Here is a 20860-nt window from a genome sequence, read left to right on the forward strand (position 1 = left end):
CTAGAAAAAATTCGAGCAGAACCTGAAATTCGAAGGGACTGGATGCTGGAACGATTCAAAATAGCCACAGAATCTCATAGTCGTAACAAAAATTATCAGTTCTGGCAATATGGAAGTCATGCTGAAGAAATTTATTCAGAAAAATTTATGTGGTCAAAATTGGATTATATCCATTTGAACCCTGTTCGTGCCGGTCTTATTGAAAAAGCTTCAGATTATATTTATTCGAGTGCGAGTAATTATGCAAACGGTGAAGGTATTTTGACTATCGAAAAAGCTGATAATCCTGTTGTTGATGTGTTAAGAAAGAGTTCTTTTGATAATTATAATAGTTATTAATTGCTCAAAGTCAGGAGACTTTGCGTAGCGGGAAACAAGCTGTCAAATCTTATTATTAATATTTTATGAAAATTTATTTAAGCAAAAAAAAACTAGCCTTATTATTCTTAGCATGTATATTATTCCTAGTTTTTGGTATTTGGGGAATCATAAGTCCTGAAGACCTTGTAACTACAACTTTTAGAAATCCACTAATCATCAAAGTTATCGGAATTATTGGCGTGTGTTTTTTTGGCCCAAGTTTAATCTTAATAGTCTATAAGTTTTTTGATTCAAGACCTGGATTAATAATTAATCAAGCAGGCATTATAGACAATTCAAATTCTGCAAATATAGGTTTAATAGAGTGGAATGATATAAAAGGATTTGAGAAAATAGAAATCCTTTCAACCAAAATTTTAATCGTATATGTAAAACAACCCAACAAGTACATAGCTCGAGCCAATAATTTTATTGCTAGAAAATCAATGCAAAGAACTTATGAGAAGTATGGCTCACCCATTTCACTAGCGTCAAGTCCGTTAAAGATTAATTTTGAAGAATTAGAAAAAATAATTACAGAAGAATGGGAAAAATCAAAAGTGCAGAAAAAGAATGATGACTAACAATAAAAAATGATTCTAAAAACTAAAAACTGGGACATCTTTTGATGTCCCAGTTTTTAGCTCCTAATAAATAATACAGAAGTGTCATAAAAAAGACCCAAACAAGCTTCCATTTCCTCATAAAACACTCTACAGACATTAAAAAATTAAGCATTCCAACACAGACAGTCACTTTAAAACAAGAATACATCCGCAACAATCCTAAAATATCATCAAAAACACAAAAACACCAGTCTCGTTACGCCAAACCCCATATATTGCTTATTTTTATAGCCCTAAAAACGAAAAACAGCTATGAAAAAAATCCAAACTTTATTACTGGCTTTAGCCTCAACAACGCTATGGGCGCAACAAACCATTTCTTTTGAAGCCTCAGAAGGCTATCAAATTGGCACCATTCACCAACAAAACGGTTGGGAAGTTACAGAAGGTTCTGCCGGATATGTAACCAATCAAACTGTAAGCAACGAAGCAGCCTCAACAGGCAGCCTTTCTTTTAAAAATGCTTATGAGCCTGACTTTGACTGGCAATATTTTCCAATTTTTGGTGCTTCCAAAACATTTGATGCTCCTAAAAGCTATAACAACTTTACTATTTCTTATGATGTGATGGCAACGGCAAAATTGGGTTCAGATTTTGAGTTTACGCTATTTGCTATTGACAGCAATGAAGAATATGTTCCGGTAGCAGGTGTGGGTATTGAAAATCGAGGCTATATCTATCTAATCAAAAATGCTGATTATGGTTTTGATTATGCTACTCCGGAATGGGCTCCCAACCAATGGGTCAACATTAAGATTGAAGTTACTGCTACCGAAATCAAATATTACATCAATAATACTTTAGAAAAAACCATTGCCAACTATACTGAGCTTAATATCGTAGGTTTTAATATGCTTCATAACAATTATGGCAACCATGCTTTTTATGACAATTTTGTCATTACAAGTGAAAATCTGGGCACAAAACCTTTTGAAACGGTTTCTTATTCTGTATATCCAAATCCGGCGCAGGACATTGTTTCTGTAGAATTACCGGCAAATACTACATTATCTGAAACTGCTATCTATAACATCTCCGGGCAAAAAGTAATACATACAGAAGGCAGTCAGACAATCAATGTAAGTTCGCTTTCTGCCGGAACTTATTTACTTAAAGGTCTAACCACTGACGGGACATCTTTCACAAAAAAGCTTATAAAAAAATAAATCCCTAAAACGCCGGACAATGATCCGGCGTTTTTGTTCTTACAAAAATAAAGACATTTATATAAAAGAGAATCCGTATCAATCTTGCGGATTCCATAAACCACTTGCCGCAATCTCTTTCACATATTCTGAAAAATCTTTTGGTTTTCGCCCTAAGGCTTCCTCAATTCCATTACTCACAGAAGCATTTCTTCCGTCTAATACCTCAGTAAAGAGATATGTTGATAAATCGATATATTCTTTCGGAATTTGATAGGCTGTCATCTGTGCTACATATTCTTCCGTTGAAGGCTGTTCATAAACAATTGGCCGACCAACTGCCTCAGCAATCTCAGCAATTGCTTCCTTAAAACTCAGCAATCTTGAGCCTGTGACTTCATAAAGCTTTCCATCGTGTCCTTCTTCAGTAAGTGATGCGACAACTACATCTGCAATATCATCTGCATCAATAAATGGCTCTTTGACATCTCCAACAGGCAAAGAAACATACCCTTGCAGAATAGGCTCCAGGAAAAAGCTTTCGCTAAAATTCTGGTTGAACCAGCTGGCTCTTACAATAGTCCATTTCAAACCGCTTTCCATGATGATTTTCTCGCATACTTCAGCTTCCTTTTCACCACGACCCGAAAGAAGTACCAGCTTTTCAACGCCAGCTTCTTTTGCCAGTGCTGAAAGCAACCGTATCGCATCATCTGAACCTTCAACAGCCAAATCCGGCTGAAAAGTAATATATACGCTGCTGATACCTTCCAATACGTCTTTCCAATTTTCTGAATGCTCCCAATCAAATTTAGGAACTATTGAACGGGAACCTTTCCTGACAGGCAAGTTCTTTTTTTCCAATCGCTCTACTACCCGGCTTCCGGTTTTTCCGTTTGCGCCCAATACTAAAATCTGTTTTGTTTCCATTATGTTTCTGTTTTTTTTAGACAAAACTAGCTATCAGAAAAACCTTAAAATAGAACAGAACCGACAGCCATACTTTTTTTGTAAATTAGCTTGGCCTAAAAAACAAATCCATGACCCAACGCGATATCGCAAAATTTCGGATGCTTGCACAGCAGATTGCCAAACCGGAACTAAAATCGGCTCCAGAAATGGTGGCTTATTTTGGAGCCATTCAAGGACAGGAATATGCCCAGACAAAATGGTCGCTTGGCTTACGGATGCCACATTTGACGGATTCCGATATTGAAAAAGACCTCAACGAAGGCCGAATTTTAAGAACGCACCTTTTGCGGCCTACCTGGCATTTTGTGGCGCCGGAAGATATCCGGTGGATGTTGATGCTAACAGGCCCAAGAGTAGAAGCCATAAATGCTTATATGTACCGAAAGATGGAACTGGACAATGCGACTTTCAATCAATGCAACACCATCATGCAGCGTGCTCTTGAAGGTGAAAAACATCTGACTCGCGAAGCATTGAGCCAGGAATTTCTAAAAAACAACATTCAGGCTGACGGTACGCGTTTAGTTTGCATCATGATGAAGGCAGAACTTGAAGGACTAATCTGTAGTGGCGCCAGACAAGGCAATCAGTTTACGTATGCGTTGCTAGAAGAAAGGGTTTCGCCTGTCAGCAAAAAAGAACGGGATGAAGCTCTGGCTGAACTTTCCCAACGCTATTTCATCAGCCACGGACCCGCAACCGCCAAAGATTTTTCGACCTGGTCCGGATTGAGCCTGACCGACTGTAAAAAAGGAATCGAAATGGTCAGAACCCATCTGGCAGAAGAAAAAATAGAATCCGAAACCTATTATTTTTCTCCCAAACTAAATCTTGACACCGCAACTTTCGGGCAACTGCAACTGCTTCCTATTTATGACGAAATGATTATGGGCTATAAAAACAGGGAGGCTTTGATGCAATACCGAAATGCTGTACAACCCGGAAAAAGACTCCGATATGACAACACGCTTTTATTTGACGGACAGGTTATTGGTTCCTGGAGAAGAAAAATAAAACCAAAAGTAATCGATCTGGAATATGAATTTCTGGAACAGCCGGACAAAAAGCAAGAATCCGAATTTGAAAAGGCTTTACTTCGGTTTGAAAAATTTTATGAACTACCCATTAATACAATTAATAACTCCCAATAAACTTATGAAATCCTTTTTAACCCTTTTATTTTCCTTTGCCATTACCTTTTCTTTTGCACAAAAAACAAGTCCGAAAACCGAACCTTTTGTTTTGGGCAGAATTGAAAAAATCAATTCAAAGGTTTTGAATGAAACCCGAACCCTGAACATCTATATTCCGGACAGTTACAATAAAAATCCGAAAACGGCTTACCCGGTTATTTACCTTCTGGACGGTTCTGCCAACGAAGATTTTATACATGTCACCGGACTTGTGCAGTTCCTGACCATGATTCAGAAAATGCCCGAATCGATTATTGTTGGAATCGCCAACGTCGACAGGAAAAGAGATTTTACATTTCCGACAACGAACGTTCAGGACAAAAAAGACTTTCCAACTACCGGCCATTCTGAAAAGTTCCTGAGTTTTGTTGAAAAAGAACTGCTTCCTTACGTCAAAAAACACTACCGCACCAGCACCGCTACAATTGCCGGACAATCACTAGGCGGGCTTTTTGTAACAGAAACGCTTCTTAAAAAACCGGAACTTTTTGATAATTATATTATTATAAGCCCAAGCCTTTGGTGGGACGATGAATCCTTACTACGTAAAGCTCCGGAATTATTAGAAAAAAAGCGGAACAAAAAAATTCAGGTGTTTGTAGCCGTTGGTTCTGAAGGACAGCAAATGGAAGACGATGCATTCCAGCTTTCGGAAATCCTGGCAAAATCAAAAGACAATCTGGTTTCTTCCTTCGCAAAAATGACAGAAGAAAATCATCTTACAATACTGCACAATTCACTTTACAAGGCATTGGAAGCAATAAATAAAACGCAATAAACAATTACATTTACCACTATGTATACTCCTCCGCACTACAAAAACGAAAATATTGACGAAGTCCGGGAATTTATCAAAGCCAACAGCTTTGGCATACTGGTCAGTCAGACAAAAGGCAGATTGTGGGGAACGCATATTCCAATGGAACTGGACTTTGATGAACACGGCAATACTTTTTTATACAGCCATATTTCCAAAGCCAATCCACAATGGGAAAGTTTTGCTTCCGGCGAAGAAGTATTGGCAATCTTTCACGGACCGCATAGTTATGTTTCTTCTTCATGGTACCAAAAGGAAGATGTACCTACCTGGAATTACATTGCAGTACATGTTTACGGAAAAGTCCAGATTATTGAAGGCAAGGAATTGATGGATTCGCTGAAAAAGCTCGTTGACACCTACGAACACGGTTCAGAACATCCGGTTTCTGTAGAGAATCTCTCCGAAAAAACGATGCGGCAGGTTAACGGAATTGTAGGCTTCAAAATTACCGTTTCTGAAATTCAGGCAACCTATAAATTATCCCAAACCCGAAAAGAAACTGACTTCCATACGATTGTCAACCAATTGGAAAACAGCCCTGATTTTATGTCAAAAGCCACTGCCGAAGCCATGAAACAATTCAGAGAAAAAGAATAATCCCGCAAGTTTCGGGTTTCAGGACGCCAAGGCTCGCACTAGCTTTGTATCATAAATTTCAAAGAAATGAATGAGCAAGAACACATCAATTATATCCGGATTGCAGAAGCCATCGAATATATCCGGGAAAATTTCAAGGACCAGCCCAATCTCGATGATGTAGCGGCAAAGGTACACCTGAGTCCTTTTCATTTTCAACGCCTTTTTACGGAATGGGCGGGCGTTAGCCCAAAAAAATTCCTGCAATACATTAGCGTTGAACATGCCAAACATATACTAAAAGAAAAGGAAGCGACGCTGTTTGACGCTGCCTACGAAACCGGACTGTCAGGAACCGGAAGACTGCACGACCTTTTTATCAAAATTGAAGGAATGACGCCTGGAGAATTTAAAAACGGTGGCGAAAACCTTTCCATCAATTATAGCTATGCCGAAAGTCCGTTTGGCAATATTATCGTGGCTTCAACACCAAAAGGAATCTGCTATATGGCTTTTTCCGAAAATGAAGACCAGTCGTTTTCAAACCTGAAAAGTCATTTCCCTAATGCCGCAATTAAGCAAAAGCTGGACCTCATACAGCAAAATGCCCTGTATATTTTCACACACGACTGGGACAAACTCCATCAGGTAAAATTACACCTGAAAGGAACCGATTTTCAGTTGAAAGTTTGGGAAACCTTGCTGAAAATTCCAATGGGCGATTTATCGACCTATGGTAAGATTGCTGAAAGAATTCAGAAACCAAGAGCATCACGGGCTGTCGGAACGGCCATTGGCAGCAACCCGGTAGCCTTTCTGATTCCTTGCCATCGTGTTATCCAGTCCAGTGGAAATTTTGGAGGCTATATGTGGGGGAATACCCGTAAAACAGCCATTATTGGATGGGAAGCCGCACAATCAAATGCTCCAAAACTATAAGCCATGGAAAACATACACGAAAAATTTACAGCGCTTGATTGGGCTGCATTTAACGATGAAATGAACGAAAAAGGATATGCCATCATTCCTAAGCTGATTACAGAACGGCAATGCGATGAACTCGTAAAAAATTACGACAATCCTTCCGGCTATCGGAAAACTGTGGTTATGGAACGCTACCGTTTTGGATTGGGAGAATATAAATATTTTAATTATCCGCTTCCGGACCTGATTCAGGGCATCCGTGAAAACCTGTATCCAAAACTAGCACCAATTGCCAATTTGTGGATGAAGGTACTGAACATAAATTCCCGTTTCCCTGCCGATTTTCATGAATTGCAGGCACTTTGCCATACCAACAACCAGTTAAAACCAACGGTGCTGATTTTGAAATATGGTAAGGGTGGATACAACACACTGCATCAGGATTTATATGGAGATATCTTTTTCCCGATGCAGACCGTGCTTTTCTTAGACAATCCGGATGAAGATTATACCGGTGGCGAATTCGTACTGACACAACAAACGCCAAGAGCACAATCCAAAGCAATTGTACTCAAACCAAAAAAAGGTGACGCATTGGTATTCACAACCAATTTCCGACCTGTAAAAGGTTCCAAAGGTTATTACCGCGTTAATATGAAACACGGCGTAAGCGAACTGCATTCCGGAAAACGGCATACACTAGGTATTATTTTTCACGATGCCATAAGCTGATTATGATAGCACACGAACATATTACAGATGCCTTGCTCCGTAGAAAAATCATCCGAAAGGAAATCCTGTTGGGAGGAAATAAGAAGTTGAAAATTTACGGTAACTTGCGTTGTCAATCCGGAAAAAGAATGCTGCGGAAAAACAGGGTTTTCTTCATCTCTGAAGAAGAAGCCTTACGAAACGGCTACAGACCTTGCGGACACTGCCTCTCGGAAAAATATAAAATCTGGAAAACCAATAACAGTAATGGATTTATTTAATGATGACATAACAGCCAATCTGCTGCCTTATGACGGAACCGTAATCTACTACGGAAAGGTGATGAGTCATGCCCGGGCACAATTTTATCTGGAAAAATTGCTTAAAGACATCGAATGGAAAAATGACGAGGCCGTTATTTTCGGAAAACTCATCATAACCAAAAGAAAAGTGGCCTGGTATGGGGACAGCGATTATCTGTATACCTATTCCAATACGACCAAACAAGCGTTGCCGTGGACTAAAGAACTTCTGGAATTAAAAAAACTGGCCGAAGAGATTTCAGTAACTTCCTTTAATTCCTGCCTGCTGAACCTCTATCATGACGGAAACGAAGGTATGGCCTATCATAGCGACGATGAAAAATCTTTGGGCAAAAATACGACCATCGCTTCCCTGAGTTTTGGCGCCGAACGAAAATTCTCATTCAAACACAAACAAACAAAAGATAGTGTTTCCGTACTATTAGAGCATGGCAGCCTGCTCGTTATGAAAGACGAAACGCAGAGCCATTGGCTGCATCGCCTGCCACCCTCAAAAAAAGTAACACGGCCACGAGTCAACCTGACCTTCCGGACCATTGTTTTATAGCAGAAAAGGATATTTAATTATGAAAAAACTTCTTTAAGCACCTCCAATGATTTTGGCTTCTTAAAACCATCCAGATGGAAACTGTAATAGTCAAGGATAATCTTGAGTAGTTGTTGCCTCTCCTTTCCGTTAAAAATCTGCTGGTTACTGTCAAAACGCAAGGCAAGCAATTTTCTGAAAAGCATGGTCTCCTGTACAGAAAGGCAGGACAAGGATTGAAAAGGCGTAAAAATGCCTTCCGTCATTTCAAAAAAGGCATAATCATTAGTCGAAGCATCCGGATAAAAACCCAGGAATTTGGTAATTTCCAAAAGCAATATCAAGTGGAAATTGGCAATCTCATCATGGCTGTCAAGCCATAAAAGAGCCGTTTCCAGAAAATGAAAAAGGTCTTCGTTGTTTTCTTCTTCCCGTATGCTATGATGCAACATTTCTGAAAGGAAAATAATGATCGTGCTTTTTACAATATCAACATGTATGGTATGGTAGGCCGCAAAAAGTTTAATTTCTCTAAAACTTTCCAGCGTTCCCTTATTTTTATGCACCGCTTCAATCTCCAGTAGGTTCAGCGGTTGGAAATAGGCTATTTTCTGTTTGTTGTTTTTGCCTGAAAAGGCATTGTGAACGAAATAAGATTTTAATCCGTCTGTTTCCGTAAAACATTTCACAATCAGGCTTTTTTCCTGATATTTGAGGGCACTGATGACAATGGCTTTCGTCTTGACAAGCATTTTGCAATTACGAATTTATCTTATTATCATGACTTTTTTGACCTTGGTTTCAGACCCGTCTTTGGAAGAAATAAATACCATATACACTCCGGAAGCTACCCTGTATTTTCCAAAAGCTTTGGTATCCCATTCAATAGTTCCTCCTTCTGAAGTAGTTTCATAAACGAGATTGCCTTCAATATCGGTGATTTTAATATTGGCATCGTTAATCAGGCCGCTTATCTTCACTGTTCCCGTAAATTCCGGGCGTACCGGGTTCGGATAGATATATACCTGGGAAAGGTCGTCATTGCCTTTGGTAGAAGTACCCTGGAAAGAAACAAGACCTGCCGTAGTGGCAAAAAACACTTCGCCGGTCACAGCATTAATATCGATATCATTAATGGAATTGCTTGGCAGTGGTGAATTTTCTCTTGTAAATCTGTGAATGGTCTCCTGTCCGTTAGACGATACCAGGAAAACACCGGAATCTGCAGTTCCTATCCATTTGTTATTGGCTCCGTCAACTACTATATCCGTAATAAACTGCTCATAAAGCAATTCCTGCGGAAGTCCGTCTTCAATGATAATAATCGGGTTGGTTTCCAAATCGCTTTCTCCCATAAAACGGTCAACGCTTGGCAGAACTCTCAAACCTTGCATCGTACCAATCCAAAGCTGGTTTCTGTTATCAACCGCTACCGCAATCGCGTTTTTTATAAGCGGATTTCCGGCATCTTCCTGCGAAGCTGCCAACCTGAATTTCGTTGCGGCATTTTCATTAAAACCGATAACTCCGTTTAGGGAAGACACAAACCATTTTGTTCCGTTTTTATCAATTGCCATACGTCCATAATCCTGCTCTAAATAACCGGTTGCGAAACCATCAATAGAATAGGACTGCCACGAACCATTGGTTCTCAAAACTTTTATGGCATTTTCGACCCTTGAATTATTAAACCACAAATTGCCTGACCTGTCAAATCCGGCACCATTAATACGCACTGATTTATAATTGGGGTCTGGTCCAAAGAAAAGCGATTCCGGCCCGTTTTGGGTGGTGTGGTCATATTTTGCCACGACTACATCATTTTCTACTTTTAGTAATCCGGAATGGAAAGAACTGATATACAGCTGGTTTTCATTAGACGGATTTATGGTTATCCTTGAAAGCGAATGGGCCTGCAGAACATCCTCATATGGAATATTCAACCAACCATTTTCTGAAAACTTACTAATGCCGTTACTGCTCACATCCGGAACATAAAACACATTATATCCTCCATACACCGCCCAAAGTTTTCCGGTTGGTGTTGTTTGTATCGCAAAAATATTGTTCTTTGCAGGACCGTCAGGTTTGATTACCAGAAACGTAGCCGTATTGGTAACCTCTGTTGAGATAATACCGTTTTCTTTCGTACCAATATAAATAGTCCCGTCAATGACAGTCGCGCAGTTGAAGGCAGCAGTCATTTCAGGAATACTGCTACTGACTATATGCGCTGTCTGTGAAAAGTTTTCATTGTAGGTATAAACATGATTAAGCGTGGTAGCAATCAGGTTATTTTGGTAAGACCTTAAATCTATTCCGGGTTGCATCAGATTGGTCACAGTCGCAAAAGCAGTTCCGGTGTGTCTGGCAACTCTATTGGCACTTATCCCTACAATCTGGTTGTTATGGGTCACGATTCCTGTCCAAATTCCGCTGTCAAAAGTCTGCCACTGGTTAAAATCATTAAGATTCGGATTGGACAAATCGGCTCTCCGGATACCGCTTTCTGCGGTTGCCACATAAATAAAATTGTTTAAAACCGTTGACTGATAAGCCTTTACTTCTTCACCTGCCGGGCCGAGCAGATAGGTATCGCCAAATCCAAGTGTGGCCAGATTGTACTGCACCACTCCAAAATCACAGGAAATGTATAATTTTCCTTCGTGTTCATAAAAATGGTTGATGCGTTTTCGGTTTGGCGTTAGTCCGGCCTGGTCGCGTATTCCGGGCACAATTAAAATATGTCCGGTACTTTCTGTAAGTATAAGCATCAATCCGTTGGCGTGCCCAATAATCGTTTTATTAAAAGCCTGGCTGTAATAAACCGCAGTAATATCCTGACCGGAAAGACCATTAATTGTGGTTACTGTCTTTAGCTCATTGGTTGCCAGATTTTTGGAAAACAAGCTTTTTTGTGTAGCACCTGTTATTCTTATAGCTGATTCTGTAAGGTCGTTTACTTCATTATAGGAGAAATAGCCCTTCCATAACTGATTGTTCTGGGCAAAAGCGATTTGTATAAAAAAAGAAAAAAGAAAAATTAGGAATTGCTTTTTCATTATCGATTAGGAATTGCATACAAATATAATACAAACGGATATATTTCTCTTTTCATATATTTTATGCCTGAAACAGTTAAAAAAAATGCCCTCTAAACAGAAGGCATTTTTATAATGTTATGGATTTTTCGATTATACGACTCCTTGTGCCAGCATAGCATCGGCTACTTTCACAAAGCCTGCAATGTTTGCCCCTTTTACGTAATCTACATATCCGGTTCCGTCAGAACCATATTTTACGCATGATGTGTGGATGTCCAGCATAATTCTTTTTAATCTTTCGTCTACTTCTTCAGAAGTCCAGCTCAAACGCAATGAGTTTTGAGACATTTCAAGACCGGAAGTGGCTACTCCACCTGCATTGGATGCTTTACCCGGAGCAAAAAGAATTTTCGCTTTCTGGAAAACCTCAACAGCTTCAGGCGTTGAAGGCATGTTCGCACCTTCAGCTACACAAATACATCCGTTTGCCACTAATAATTTTGCTTCTTCTCCGTCCAATTCATTCTGGGTAGCACAAGGCAAAGCGATATCGCATTTCACTTCCCACGGACGTTTTCCGGCTACATATTTTGCGCTTGGATATTTTTTCGTGTACTCGCTGATTCTGGCATAGTCCACATTTTTAAGCTGCATCACATAAGCTAGTTTTTCAGCATCGATTCCATCTGCATCATAAATATAACCGGCAGAATCAGACAGGGTAACTACCTTACCTCCTAATTGCGTTGCCTTTTCTGCAGCATATTGTGCTACGTTTCCGGAACCTGAAACTACAACTGTTTTGCCTTCAAAGCTCTGTCCTTTGGTCTGAAGCATGCTTTGTGCAAAATACACATCCCCATAACCCGTAGCCTCAGGACGGATAAGAGAACCCCCGAAAGAAATTCCTTTACCGGTCAAAACACCCGTAAATTCATTTCTAAGTCTTTTGTACTGACCAAACATGTAACCCACTTCTCTTCCTCCAACACCAATATCACCCGCAGGAACGTCGGTATTGTCACCAATATGCTTCGACAATTCCGTCATAAACGCCTGGCAGAATTTCATAATTTCGTTATCTGATTTTCCTTTTGGGTCAAAATCAGCGCCTCCTTTTCCACCACCCATTGGCAGTGTAGTCAGGCTGTTTTTAAATGTCTGCTCAAAAGCAAGGAATTTTAAGATGCTCAGGTTAACGGAAGGATGGAAACGGATACCTCCTTTGTAAGGTCCGATTGCTGAATTCATCTGGATTCTGTAGCCGCGGTTTACCTGAGTATTTCCGGCGTCATCCATCCAGACAACTCTGAACATGACAACACGCTCAGCTTCGACCATTCTTTCCAAAAGCATCTTGTTTTGGTATTTTTTATTTTCTTCGATAAAAGGAATTACAGTCTCTGCAACTTCTTTTACAGCCTGTAGAAATTCAGGCTCATTAGGATTTCTTGTAGCAACTGCTTCAACAAAAGAGTTAATACTTTCTGACATGATTATTAAGTAGTTATTAACGTTTTCAATGAAAACGTTTTCGTTTGATAGCACAAAGATACATCTTCTCCAAATACGTGAAGTTTTTTTTTTGATTATCAATAGATTTATTTTTTTATGAGAAAATCTCAAACAAATCTATTTTTAGCAGGGTGATTTTAGAGTTTTTATGATATTTTTTGAAGTAACAAACTATTTTTCTTTTTTTTTTATAAGTGCCTGATGTTTTTATATATTTGTCTCGAATTCTTTAAAAATTTGATTAGATGCCCAGAATCTATTTTTTAATTCTAGCATTAGCTTTTGGAGGGCTAAATGCTGCTTTTGCCCAATTTGGCTTTTCGCATGAAATTGGGGTAATCGTGGGTCCTGTAGCACTTCAATCAGACTATGGAGAGCGCCACGACTTAAGCACAAATGCTGGAAATACAGGAATTGGAGTTGGAATTATTCACTACCTTAATTTTTCTTATAAAGCAGAGTGTAACTGTTATGCTCGTGAGACGTTTTTTAACGACCACTTTAAAGTTAGAACCGAATTGTCCTATAGCAAGACCAATTTGCAGCACTTTGGAAAATGGGTTGATGACAGCAAAACCAGCGTTACCGCCCAACAGCTAAGAAATATGAGAGGAAGCACTGCGATTACCAATATCGGAATGCAGCTTGAATATTATCCGCTAAGTATCCGTGATTTTACGGCTTCTGACGGAAGCTGGGCACCTTTTATCAGCTTAGGAGCTCAATTCAGCCATTACAATCCGGAAGCAAAGTCTACAACCGGACCATTGACAATCATCAACACGCCTGTAAAATATCGTGATGCTTTCAAAAACGAATCCGGAACCGTATGGTCTGTCGTTTCCAGCGTTGGAACCCGATACAAACTGAATGAATTATCAGATTTGATGGTGGATTTGAGATTCCAGTATTATTTTTCTGACTGGGTTGATGGATTGCGACCAGACCCGGCTCGCTATTCGGAAAACAAAGCCAATGACTGGCTGGTTTGGCTAAACGTAGGTTATATCTATTATCTGAATTAAAATTACATCCTGAAATAAAAAAGTCCCGATGAAAATCGGGACTTTTATTTTTATTGCAACGCCTGTTTCAGGTCTTCAATCAGGTCATCGATATCTTCGATACCTACACTCAAACGAACCAGGTCATCTGAAATTCCTATTTCTTTTCTCTTATCTTCCGGAATAGAAGCATGTGTCATCAAAGCCGGGTGATTTGCCAGCGATTCCACCCCCCCTAAAGACTCTGCTAATGTAAATACCTGCAGTTTTTCAAGGAAACGGACGGCATCTTCTTTCTTACCTGATTCAAACGTAAAAGAAACCATACCTCCAAAACCATTCTTCATTTGCTTTTTAGCAATTTCGTGGAATGGATGTGACTCCAATCCCGGATAAAAAACGGTCTTTACTTTTGGATGGCTGCTCAAAAACTCTGTAACCTTTGCTCCGTTTTCACAATGCCTTTGTACTCTTAAATGCAAAGTTTTAATTCCTCTCAACACTAAAAAAGAATCCTGCGGGCCCAATGTGGCGCCTGTAGCGAATTGCTGGAAATGCAACTGTTCTGCCAAAGCCTCGTCTTTCACAACCAAAGCACCGGCAATAACGTCGGAGTGCCCACCAAGGTATTTTGTGGCTGAGTGCATAACGATATCTGCTCCCAAGTCCAATGGCTTTTGCAAATAGGGTGTAGCAAAAGTATTATCGACAGCAAAAAGCAATTTGTGTTCTTTGGTTATTTTGGCAATGGCTTCGATATCGGCCAATTTCATCAAAGGATTGGTTGGTGTTTCCACCCATACCAACTTTGTATTTTCGTTGATTAACGATTTGAATTTCTCCAAATCGTTCATATCTACAAAATGAAACTTGATTCCGGAATTTTTATAAATTCTGGTGAACATCCTGTAGGTTCCACCATATAAATCGTCCATGGCAATCACCTCATCTCCTGCCTGGAAAGACCTCAATACACAATCCGTTGCTGCCAATCCTGAAGAAAAAGCAAGACCTTTTGTTCCGTTTTCAATACTGGCCAAAGCATTCTCCAAAGCCGTACGCGTTGGGTTGGCTGCCCTGCTGTATTCATAATCTCCAACAGGCTTTCCCGGGCTTGACTGCACAAAGGTAGAAGTCTGGTAAACCGGCGGCATTACGGCACCCGTACTTGGGTCATGATGTTGTCCGCCGTGTATCACTTTAGTGTTAAATTTCATATAAATGATTATTTATGTATCAATATTTTGGACAAATTTACCTTTTAATTTTATTCTAAAAACGCTATATTTATAAATAATTAACACAGCTGCCATGAAACGTCTCTTACTATTTATCGCAATACCGCTCGCTTTTGCAAGTTGCCAAAAAGACAAAAAAGAAAGTTCTGAACTGAAAACAGTTGATTTCCAATCCAAAACTTTTGAAAAGAAGACAACACTGCCTTGCAAGGGAGACCTTTGTGCCGAAGTAAAGATAACGGTTCCGGAAGCTTCAGCCGTTCCGGTAGTAGCAGACAGCATCAACAAGAAAATCTTCAATACGGTTCGCGGCATCGTCTATTTTGGCGAGAAACCCTACAACGGAAAGACTTATGAAGACATCATGACTTCCTTTATCAATTCTTATGAAGAGCTGAAAAAAGAATTTCCTGATGAAACTTTAGGCTGGGAAGCAAAAATAGAGGCCAAAGTAGATTATACTTCAGATAAGGTCTTAAACATCAAATTGCACCATTATACCTACACAGGCGGCGCCCATGGTTATGAAGGAAACCGTTCCCTGCTTTTCAATCCTGAAACCGGAAAAGAATTGACACGAAAAGACTTCCTGAAAGACGAAGCAGGCTTTAAGGCTCTTGCCGAAAAGGAGTTCCGAAAAAAATATAAGATTCCAGCAGGTGCGATAAACGCAACAGGACTGATGTTTGAAAAAGAAGTATTTGAACTTCCGCAAAGTATTTTCTTTACACCAAAAGGACTGTTGTTATATTACAACACCTACGAAATTGCTTCTTATGCTGATGGCCCTAAAGAGTTATTACTGCCTTACGACCAGCTAAAAGACCATCTTCTTATCAAATAGCCTACACAAATTTGCGAATGCTCATCATCATCCCCAAATGCATGGCTTCGTGATAATAATTGTAAGCGATTGCGCCTTCTGCACTTCGGATTGTAAATCCCAGGTTGTTGGTGAATTCGTGGTACGTTTTAAAAATCTGGTTGTCAAAATCAGTTTGGGTCTGCTCAACGGTTACATAAAGCAATCGCTTTATTTCATTGATTTCTTCCTGCGTAGCGTCAGCTTCCGGACGGGTTCCTTTTTGGTATCTGGAAATCATTTCGTCTGAAACCATCGTTGGAAGTCCGGACAATTTATAAACCAACAATTGCTGTACGACAATAATATGGCCAATATTCCAAATCAGGTTATTATTAAAACCTTGAGGAACTTTGTTTAATTGTTCAAGGGAATAGTTTTGCAGATAGCCCTCTAAGACTTTTCTGTTCTGCATAGTGATATTGAATGCTTCGTGCATGGTATTTATTAAATTAAAAAGTTGTTTTTGAAATGTATTTTTAGCTTTTCTAATCAGGAATAGAGCGGAATTTAAAAAACACCTTTCTCTTGTCTTCTAAACTCATGGAGAAATCTCCCGTAATCATTTTGCATGTTTTTCTATCCAAAACATACTGTCCTTTTGCCTCATTATCAACAAAACCTTTCATTCCTTTTATTTTTGAAGTTATTGAGACAACTATTTGCTTGTCGTTAATTTCCGTTATTTTATAGGTTGATACGGTTTTTATTTTGGTCAGGGATTCTTCTCTTTCAGCTTCCCATTCAGAACCCACTCCAACCGGTTCTTCAGGAAAGGGAATATAGATGTTTGAAATATCTATAATCTGTTCCGTAAGTCTTCGCCTGTCTCCGTTTTTACTCCTGAAAGGCTCCACAACTTTTCCTTTGTTATTTACAGCAACCAAAAAAGACTGATTTAATACTTGCTGAAACTCCTGATGTGTGCTCCTTTCTTCCTGGGTCATTTCATTGACATCTTTATTGGAATCATAACTTTCCTTTTCTCCAAAAGCATCGGAAGACGAACTCATCCTGACAACCTTTACATCAATTACGTTCCTGTCAGGCTTTATGGCCTCAGTTGTAAATCTCATTTCTACAATGCTTTGAAATTCCATAGAACCTCCTTTTACTATGGTAGCCGCATAAACTCTTTCGACTTCACCGGCCTTTAATTTAAGTTTCAGGTCAATAGTATCCTTTTTAGCACAACCAAATAAAATTGCCATTATTCCTCCAAAAAGGAGCCCGCAGATAATCCTAAATTTCATATTTATAATTTGCTGATAATTTTGATAAAAATACATCTTTTAAACTTTAAATGATTTTTCTTTGCACTATTAAATTTTATCCAAATGAACAATAAAATATACTATTTAAGCTCTTGCGATACCTGCCGAAAAATCATAAAATCACTTCCAAATACGGACAGGCTTGAATTTCATGACATCCGCCAGAATCCAATCACGGAAGCAGAACTGGAAGAAATGCACAAATTGTCCGGAAGCTATGAAGCACTATTCAGCAAAAAGGCTCAACTATACAAATCACTGGACCTGAAAAATAAAAACCTGCAGGAAGCCGATTTTAAAAAATACCTTCTGGAACATTATACCTTTTTGAGCCGTCCGGTTTTTATCATCGACGGAAAAATCTATATTGGCAACAGTCAGAAGAACATCCTTGAAGTGACCAAAGCACTTTCTTAACATGTCTACAAGAAATTGGGCCTTGCTGGGAGCCCTGATGGTTTCGATTATTTATGGCGTGACCTTTACCATTGCCAAAGACGTAATGCCGGAGTTTGTCAAACCTTTCGGATTTATCGTCTTGCGCGTTGGCGGTTCCGCATTGCTGTTCTGGCTCGTTGCGCTTTTTTTAAAGACCGAAAAAATTGCCTTGAATGATTTTCCCAGAATTATTGCTTCCGCCTTTTTTGGAGTAGCTTTTAATATGCTTACCTTTTTTGAAGGATTAAGCCTTACCTCTCCTATTATGGCTTCCGTAATTATGGTTACAACACCCATGATTGTACTGGTACTTTCGGCAATAATCATGAAAGAAAAAATTCTGAAATGGAAAGCTTTCGGGATTATATTGGGATTGGCCGGAACCTTACTGCTCATTTTATATGGAAAAAGCGTAGGCAATGCTCCCAATGCCATGTGGGGCAACTTTTTGGTTTTTGTCAATGCTGTTTCTTATGGATTTTACCTGATCATCGTCAAAAAGCTGATGGAAAAATACAGTGCTTTTTCTTTTGTGAAGTGGATTTATCTTTTCGGATTTATTATGGTGTTGCCTTTTGGATGGAAACAGGTTCAGGAAATCGAATGGGCTGTTATTCCAACACCGGTATATACTAAAATCCTTTTTGTGGTTGTGATTTCTACATTCCTGACCTATCTGCTGAATCTCTTATCCATGAAAGAACTCAAGCCTACTATTGTAGCCGTTTTTATCTACCTGCAGCCCTTTTTTGCAACATTATTCGCTATTGGTTTGGGAAAAGACCAATTGAGTCTGATAAAGGTAATTTCTGCCGGAATGATTTTCCTGGGAATCTATCTCGTAACACAGAAGAAAAAAACCGTACCGGCCAACTGATTCAAATCCTTATTTTATAAGAATCTAATTTCAGGCGCCTGAAAACGGACTCAATACTTTTTATTACATTTGTAGCTATTTAAATTGGAATATGATACAATCAATGACTGGTTTCGGCAAAGCAACTTTGCAATTGCCTAACAAAAAAATTACCGTTGAAATCAAATCCTTAAACAGCAAAAGTTTGGATTTGAATGTGAGGACGCCTTATGTTTATCGCGAAATGGAATTGGCACTCCGAAATCAGATTGCTCAGAAATTAGAAAGAGGAAAAGTAGATTTTTCTTTATTTATAGAAATTACCGGAGAAGAGACTTCATCCAAAATCAACGTGCCTATTGTAAAAGCCTATATCAATCAGCTTAGACAAGTGGTTGATGGTGACGATACGGAACTATTAAAAATGGCTGTCAGAATGCCGGATGCACTCAAAACCGAACGCGAGGAATTAGACGAAAATGAATGGAAAACCATACAGGGTGTTATTGACCAGGGGTTGGAAAACATTCAGGAATTCAGGACCTCGGAAGGTATTGCGCTGGAAAAAGAATTTCTTATCCGGATTGGCAACATTCTTGCGTTAATGAGAGAGACTGTAGCTTTAGATGGCGAAAGGATTGAAACGGTTAAAAACCGACTAAAAACGGCTATCGAAGAACTGAATGTCAATGTGGACGAAAATCGCTTTGAGCAGGAATTGATTTTCTATCTTGAAAAATACGATATTACGGAGGAAAAAGTACGTTTGGAAAACCACCTGAATTATTTCATGGAAACATTGGCCGGAAAAGAAGCCAACGGTCGAAAACTAGGTTTTATTACCCAGGAAATAGGCAGAGAAATCAATACGATGGGTTCTAAATCCAACCATGCACAAATGCAGAAGCTTGTCGTCCAGATGAAAGACGAACTGGAAAAAATCAAAGAACAAGTCTTGAACGTTTTGTAAAAACAAACAACAACGCAACAATGAATAATGGCAAATTAATAGTATTTTCGGCTCCTTCCGGTTCTGGAAAGACTACGATAGTACGATACCTTTTAGCTCAAAAAGAACTGCACCTGGACTTCTCTATTTCTGCGACTTCACGCGAAAAAAGAGGAGAAGAAATCGACGGCAGGGATTATTATTTTCTATCTGCTGAAGAATTCCAGAAAAAAATAGAGGAAAATGCTTTTGTCGAATACGAAGAGGTCTACAAAGACAATTATTATGGTACTTTAAAAAGCGAACTGGAACGAATCTGGGCAGCCGGAAAGCATGTCATATTCGATATTGATGTAATTGGCGGACTGAATATAAAAAAGCAATACCCAAAACAAACCCTGGCCGTATTTGTAAGCCCTCCTTCTGTAGAAGAATTGGAAAGAAGACTTCGTTTCCGTCAGACTGAAACCGACGAAAAGATACAGATGCGTCTTGCCAAAGCCGAGAAAGAAATTGCCAAAGCGGAGGAATTTGACGTAATCCTGAAAAATTACGACCTGGAAATAGCAAAAAACGACGCTTATAAATTGGTTTATGATTATTTGAAAATGATTTAATAAGTGGCTAAGTTGCTAAGACTCTAATTTTCAAAGGTCTTAGCTGCTCAGAAGCTTAGCAACTCAGAAGCTTAAAAAAATGAAAATCGGATTATATTTCGGAACATTTAACCCAATCCATGTAGGCCACATGATTATTGCCAACCATATGGCTGAATTTTCAGATTTGAATCAGGTATGGATGGTTGTGACGCCTCATAATCCGCATAAGAAAAAAAGTACTTTGCTGGAAGACCACCACAGGCTTCAGATGGTTTTCCTGGCAACAGAAGACTATCCAAAACTAAAACCTTCTGATATTGAATTTAAGCTGCCGCAACCAAACTATACAGTAAATACGCTGGCTTACCTACAGGAAAAATTTCCAAAATATGAATTTTCCCTTATCATGGGCGAAGACAATCTGAACTCTTTCCATAAGTGGAAAAACTATGATGTTATCCTCCAGAATCACGATATTTATGTTTATCCCAGAATTTCTGACGAGGCTATCAGTCCGGAATTCACAGGACATCCGAAAATCCATGTCATTGATGCTCCTATAGTAGAAATTTCATCGACTAAAATCCGTGAAAGCATCAAAAACGGGAAGAATGCAAGACCTATGCTTCCTGAAAAAGTATGGGATTATATTGACCACAATCTGTTTTATAAGAAATAGCTTTAGCCATAGAGTAAGAAATTAGAATATCTTATATCAGTGTTTATAAAATCAGTGGCAAAAAATAAAGAAATAGATTTCAGCCACAGATTAAGAGATTAGAATGATTTTTATCGATGTTTGTAAAATCAATGGGAATCATTTCAATTTGCGATAAAAACAAGAAGTAAATTTTAGTCACAGATTAAAAAATTAGAGTAAATTTTATCGATGCTTATAAAATCA

23 protein-coding genes and 1 pseudogene are annotated in these 20860 nt (G+C 39.0%); 17 read left to right on the top strand and 7 right to left on the bottom strand.

The genetic code is table 11. From position 1 onward, the window contains the following. The 3 genes and pseudogenes from ASG38_RS18210 to ASG38_RS02580 all read left to right on the top strand — a co-directional run. Window positions 1-339: pseudogene (locus ASG38_RS18210) on the top strand (transposase); the annotation flags it as partial. Between the two features lie 65 nt (window positions 340-404). Then, the gene (locus tag ASG38_RS02575) at window positions 405-944 is read left to right on the top strand and encodes an STM3941 family protein (protein WP_056066770.1); all 540 of its coding nucleotides are present in this window, start codon (window positions 405-407) and stop codon (window positions 942-944) included. A 294-nt stretch (window positions 945-1238) separates the two neighbouring features. Further along, window positions 1239-2153 carry a T9SS type A sorting domain-containing protein gene (locus tag ASG38_RS02580; RefSeq protein ID WP_056066773.1) on the top strand — a complete coding sequence of 305 codons (915 nt, stop codon included), beginning with the start codon at window positions 1239-1241 and terminating at the stop codon, window positions 2151-2153. A 78-nt stretch (window positions 2154-2231) separates the two neighbouring features. Here the strand turns inward: ASG38_RS02580 and ASG38_RS02585 are convergent, their stop codons facing one another. After that, on the bottom strand, window positions 2232-3062 hold the full coding sequence (locus tag ASG38_RS02585) for an NAD(P)H-binding protein (RefSeq protein ID WP_056066776.1): 831 nt from the start codon (window positions 3060-3062) through the stop codon (window positions 2232-2234). 110 nt (window positions 3063-3172) lie between these two features. On the opposite strand from ASG38_RS02585, the gene ASG38_RS02590 reads away from it, so the two are divergent. The 7 genes from ASG38_RS02590 to ASG38_RS02620 all read left to right on the top strand — a co-directional run bounded on the left by ASG38_RS02590 (window position 3173) and on the right by ASG38_RS02620 (window position 8198). Beyond that, window positions 3173-4255, top strand: coding sequence for a winged helix DNA-binding domain-containing protein (locus tag ASG38_RS02590; protein WP_056066779.1), 1083 nt, complete (start codon window positions 3173-3175; stop codon window positions 4253-4255). Window positions 4256-4259: 4 nt separating this feature from the next. Then, entirely contained in the window at window positions 4260-5075 is an 816-nt protein-coding gene (locus tag ASG38_RS02595; protein WP_056067373.1) for an alpha/beta hydrolase, read from the top strand. A gap of 18 nt (window positions 5076-5093) precedes the next feature. Then, entirely contained in the window at window positions 5094-5714 is a 621-nt protein-coding gene (locus ASG38_RS02600; RefSeq protein ID WP_056066781.1) for an FMN-binding negative transcriptional regulator, read from the top strand. 66 nt (window positions 5715-5780) lie between these two features. Beyond that, entirely contained in the window at window positions 5781-6632 is an 852-nt protein-coding gene (locus ASG38_RS02605; protein ID WP_056066783.1) for a methylated-DNA--[protein]-cysteine S-methyltransferase, read from the top strand. A gap of 3 nt (window positions 6633-6635) precedes the next feature. Beyond that, window positions 6636-7349, top strand: a complete 714-nt coding sequence (locus tag ASG38_RS02610) for a 2OG-Fe(II) oxygenase (RefSeq protein ID WP_056066786.1) — start codon at window positions 6636-6638, stop codon at window positions 7347-7349. Window positions 7350-7351: 2 nt separating this feature from the next. After that, complete coding sequence (locus ASG38_RS02615; RefSeq protein WP_056066789.1) at window positions 7352-7609, top strand: Ada metal-binding domain-containing protein; 258 nt, start codon at window positions 7352-7354, stop codon at window positions 7607-7609. After that, a complete protein-coding gene (locus tag ASG38_RS02620; RefSeq protein WP_056066792.1) occupies window positions 7596-8198 on the top strand; it encodes an alpha-ketoglutarate-dependent dioxygenase AlkB in 603 nt (200 codons plus the stop codon). The genes ASG38_RS02615 and ASG38_RS02620 overlap by 14 nt, the downstream gene beginning before the upstream one ends. 17 nt (window positions 8199-8215) lie before the next feature. Here ASG38_RS02620 and recO read toward each other — a convergent pair whose 3' ends face one another. The 3 genes from recO to gdhA all read right to left on the bottom strand — a co-directional run bounded on the left by recO (window position 8216) and on the right by gdhA (window position 12715). After that, on the bottom strand, window positions 8216-8929 hold the full coding sequence (recO, locus tag ASG38_RS02625; protein WP_056066795.1) for a DNA repair protein RecO: 714 nt from the start codon (window positions 8927-8929) through the stop codon (window positions 8216-8218). Between the two features lie 15 nt (window positions 8930-8944). Next, a complete protein-coding gene (locus ASG38_RS02630; protein ID WP_056066798.1) occupies window positions 8945-11239 on the bottom strand; it encodes a T9SS type A sorting domain-containing protein in 2295 nt (764 codons plus the stop codon). Between the two features lie 132 nt (window positions 11240-11371). Further along, window positions 11372-12715, bottom strand: a complete 1344-nt coding sequence (gene gdhA, locus ASG38_RS02635) for an NADP-specific glutamate dehydrogenase (protein WP_056066801.1) — start codon at window positions 12713-12715, stop codon at window positions 11372-11374. 266 nt (window positions 12716-12981) lie between these two features. Between gdhA and ASG38_RS02640 the strand changes: the two genes are divergently transcribed. After that, entirely contained in the window at window positions 12982-13761 is a 780-nt protein-coding gene (locus ASG38_RS02640; RefSeq protein WP_056066803.1) for a hypothetical protein, read from the top strand. Window positions 13762-13811: 50 nt separating this feature from the next. Here the strand turns inward: ASG38_RS02640 and ASG38_RS02645 are convergent, their stop codons facing one another. After that, complete coding sequence (locus ASG38_RS02645) at window positions 13812-14957, bottom strand: cystathionine gamma-synthase (RefSeq protein ID WP_056066806.1); 1146 nt, start codon at window positions 14955-14957, stop codon at window positions 13812-13814. Window positions 14958-15051: 94 nt separating this feature from the next. On the opposite strand from ASG38_RS02645, the gene ASG38_RS02650 reads away from it, so the two are divergent. Next, window positions 15052-15822: a DUF3298 and DUF4163 domain-containing protein gene (locus ASG38_RS02650; RefSeq protein WP_056066809.1), complete on the top strand. Its 771-nt coding sequence runs from the start codon at window positions 15052-15054 to the stop codon at window positions 15820-15822. A 1-nt stretch (window position 15823) separates the two neighbouring features. Here the strand turns inward: ASG38_RS02650 and ASG38_RS02655 are convergent, their stop codons facing one another. Continuing rightward, a complete protein-coding gene (locus ASG38_RS02655) occupies window positions 15824-16279 on the bottom strand; it encodes a DinB family protein (protein ID WP_056066814.1) in 456 nt (151 codons plus the stop codon). A 49-nt stretch (window positions 16280-16328) separates the two neighbouring features. Further along, on the bottom strand, window positions 16329-17093 hold the full coding sequence (locus ASG38_RS02660) for a DUF6263 family protein (protein ID WP_056066816.1): 765 nt from the start codon (window positions 17091-17093) through the stop codon (window positions 16329-16331). Between the two features lie 84 nt (window positions 17094-17177). Here ASG38_RS02660 and ASG38_RS02665 point away from each other — a divergent pair, with 84 nt between their 5' ends. From ASG38_RS02665 to nadD, 5 genes are all read left to right on the top strand, one after another. Beyond that, on the top strand, window positions 17178-17531 hold the full coding sequence (locus ASG38_RS02665) for an arsenate reductase family protein (RefSeq protein WP_056066819.1): 354 nt from the start codon (window positions 17178-17180) through the stop codon (window positions 17529-17531). A 1-nt stretch (window position 17532) separates the two neighbouring features. Continuing rightward, window positions 17533-18429, top strand: a complete 897-nt coding sequence (locus tag ASG38_RS02670; protein ID WP_056066822.1) for a DMT family transporter — start codon at window positions 17533-17535, stop codon at window positions 18427-18429. 91 nt (window positions 18430-18520) lie between these two features. Beyond that, the gene (locus tag ASG38_RS02675; RefSeq protein ID WP_056066826.1) at window positions 18521-19378 is read left to right on the top strand and encodes a YicC/YloC family endoribonuclease; all 858 of its coding nucleotides are present in this window, start codon (window positions 18521-18523) and stop codon (window positions 19376-19378) included. 20 nt (window positions 19379-19398) lie between these two features. Continuing rightward, window positions 19399-19974, top strand: coding sequence for a guanylate kinase (gmk, locus tag ASG38_RS02680; protein WP_056066828.1), 576 nt, complete (start codon window positions 19399-19401; stop codon window positions 19972-19974). A 79-nt stretch (window positions 19975-20053) separates the two neighbouring features. Beyond that, window positions 20054-20635: a nicotinate (nicotinamide) nucleotide adenylyltransferase gene (gene nadD, locus ASG38_RS02685; RefSeq protein ID WP_056066832.1), complete on the top strand. Its 582-nt coding sequence runs from the start codon at window positions 20054-20056 to the stop codon at window positions 20633-20635. Window positions 20636-20860 lie beyond the last annotated feature (225 nt).

It is taken from the genome of Flavobacterium sp. Leaf359, assembly GCF_001423985.1.
GTDB classification, from domain to species: Bacteria; Bacteroidota; Bacteroidia; order Flavobacteriales; family Flavobacteriaceae; genus Flavobacterium; species Flavobacterium lindanitolerans.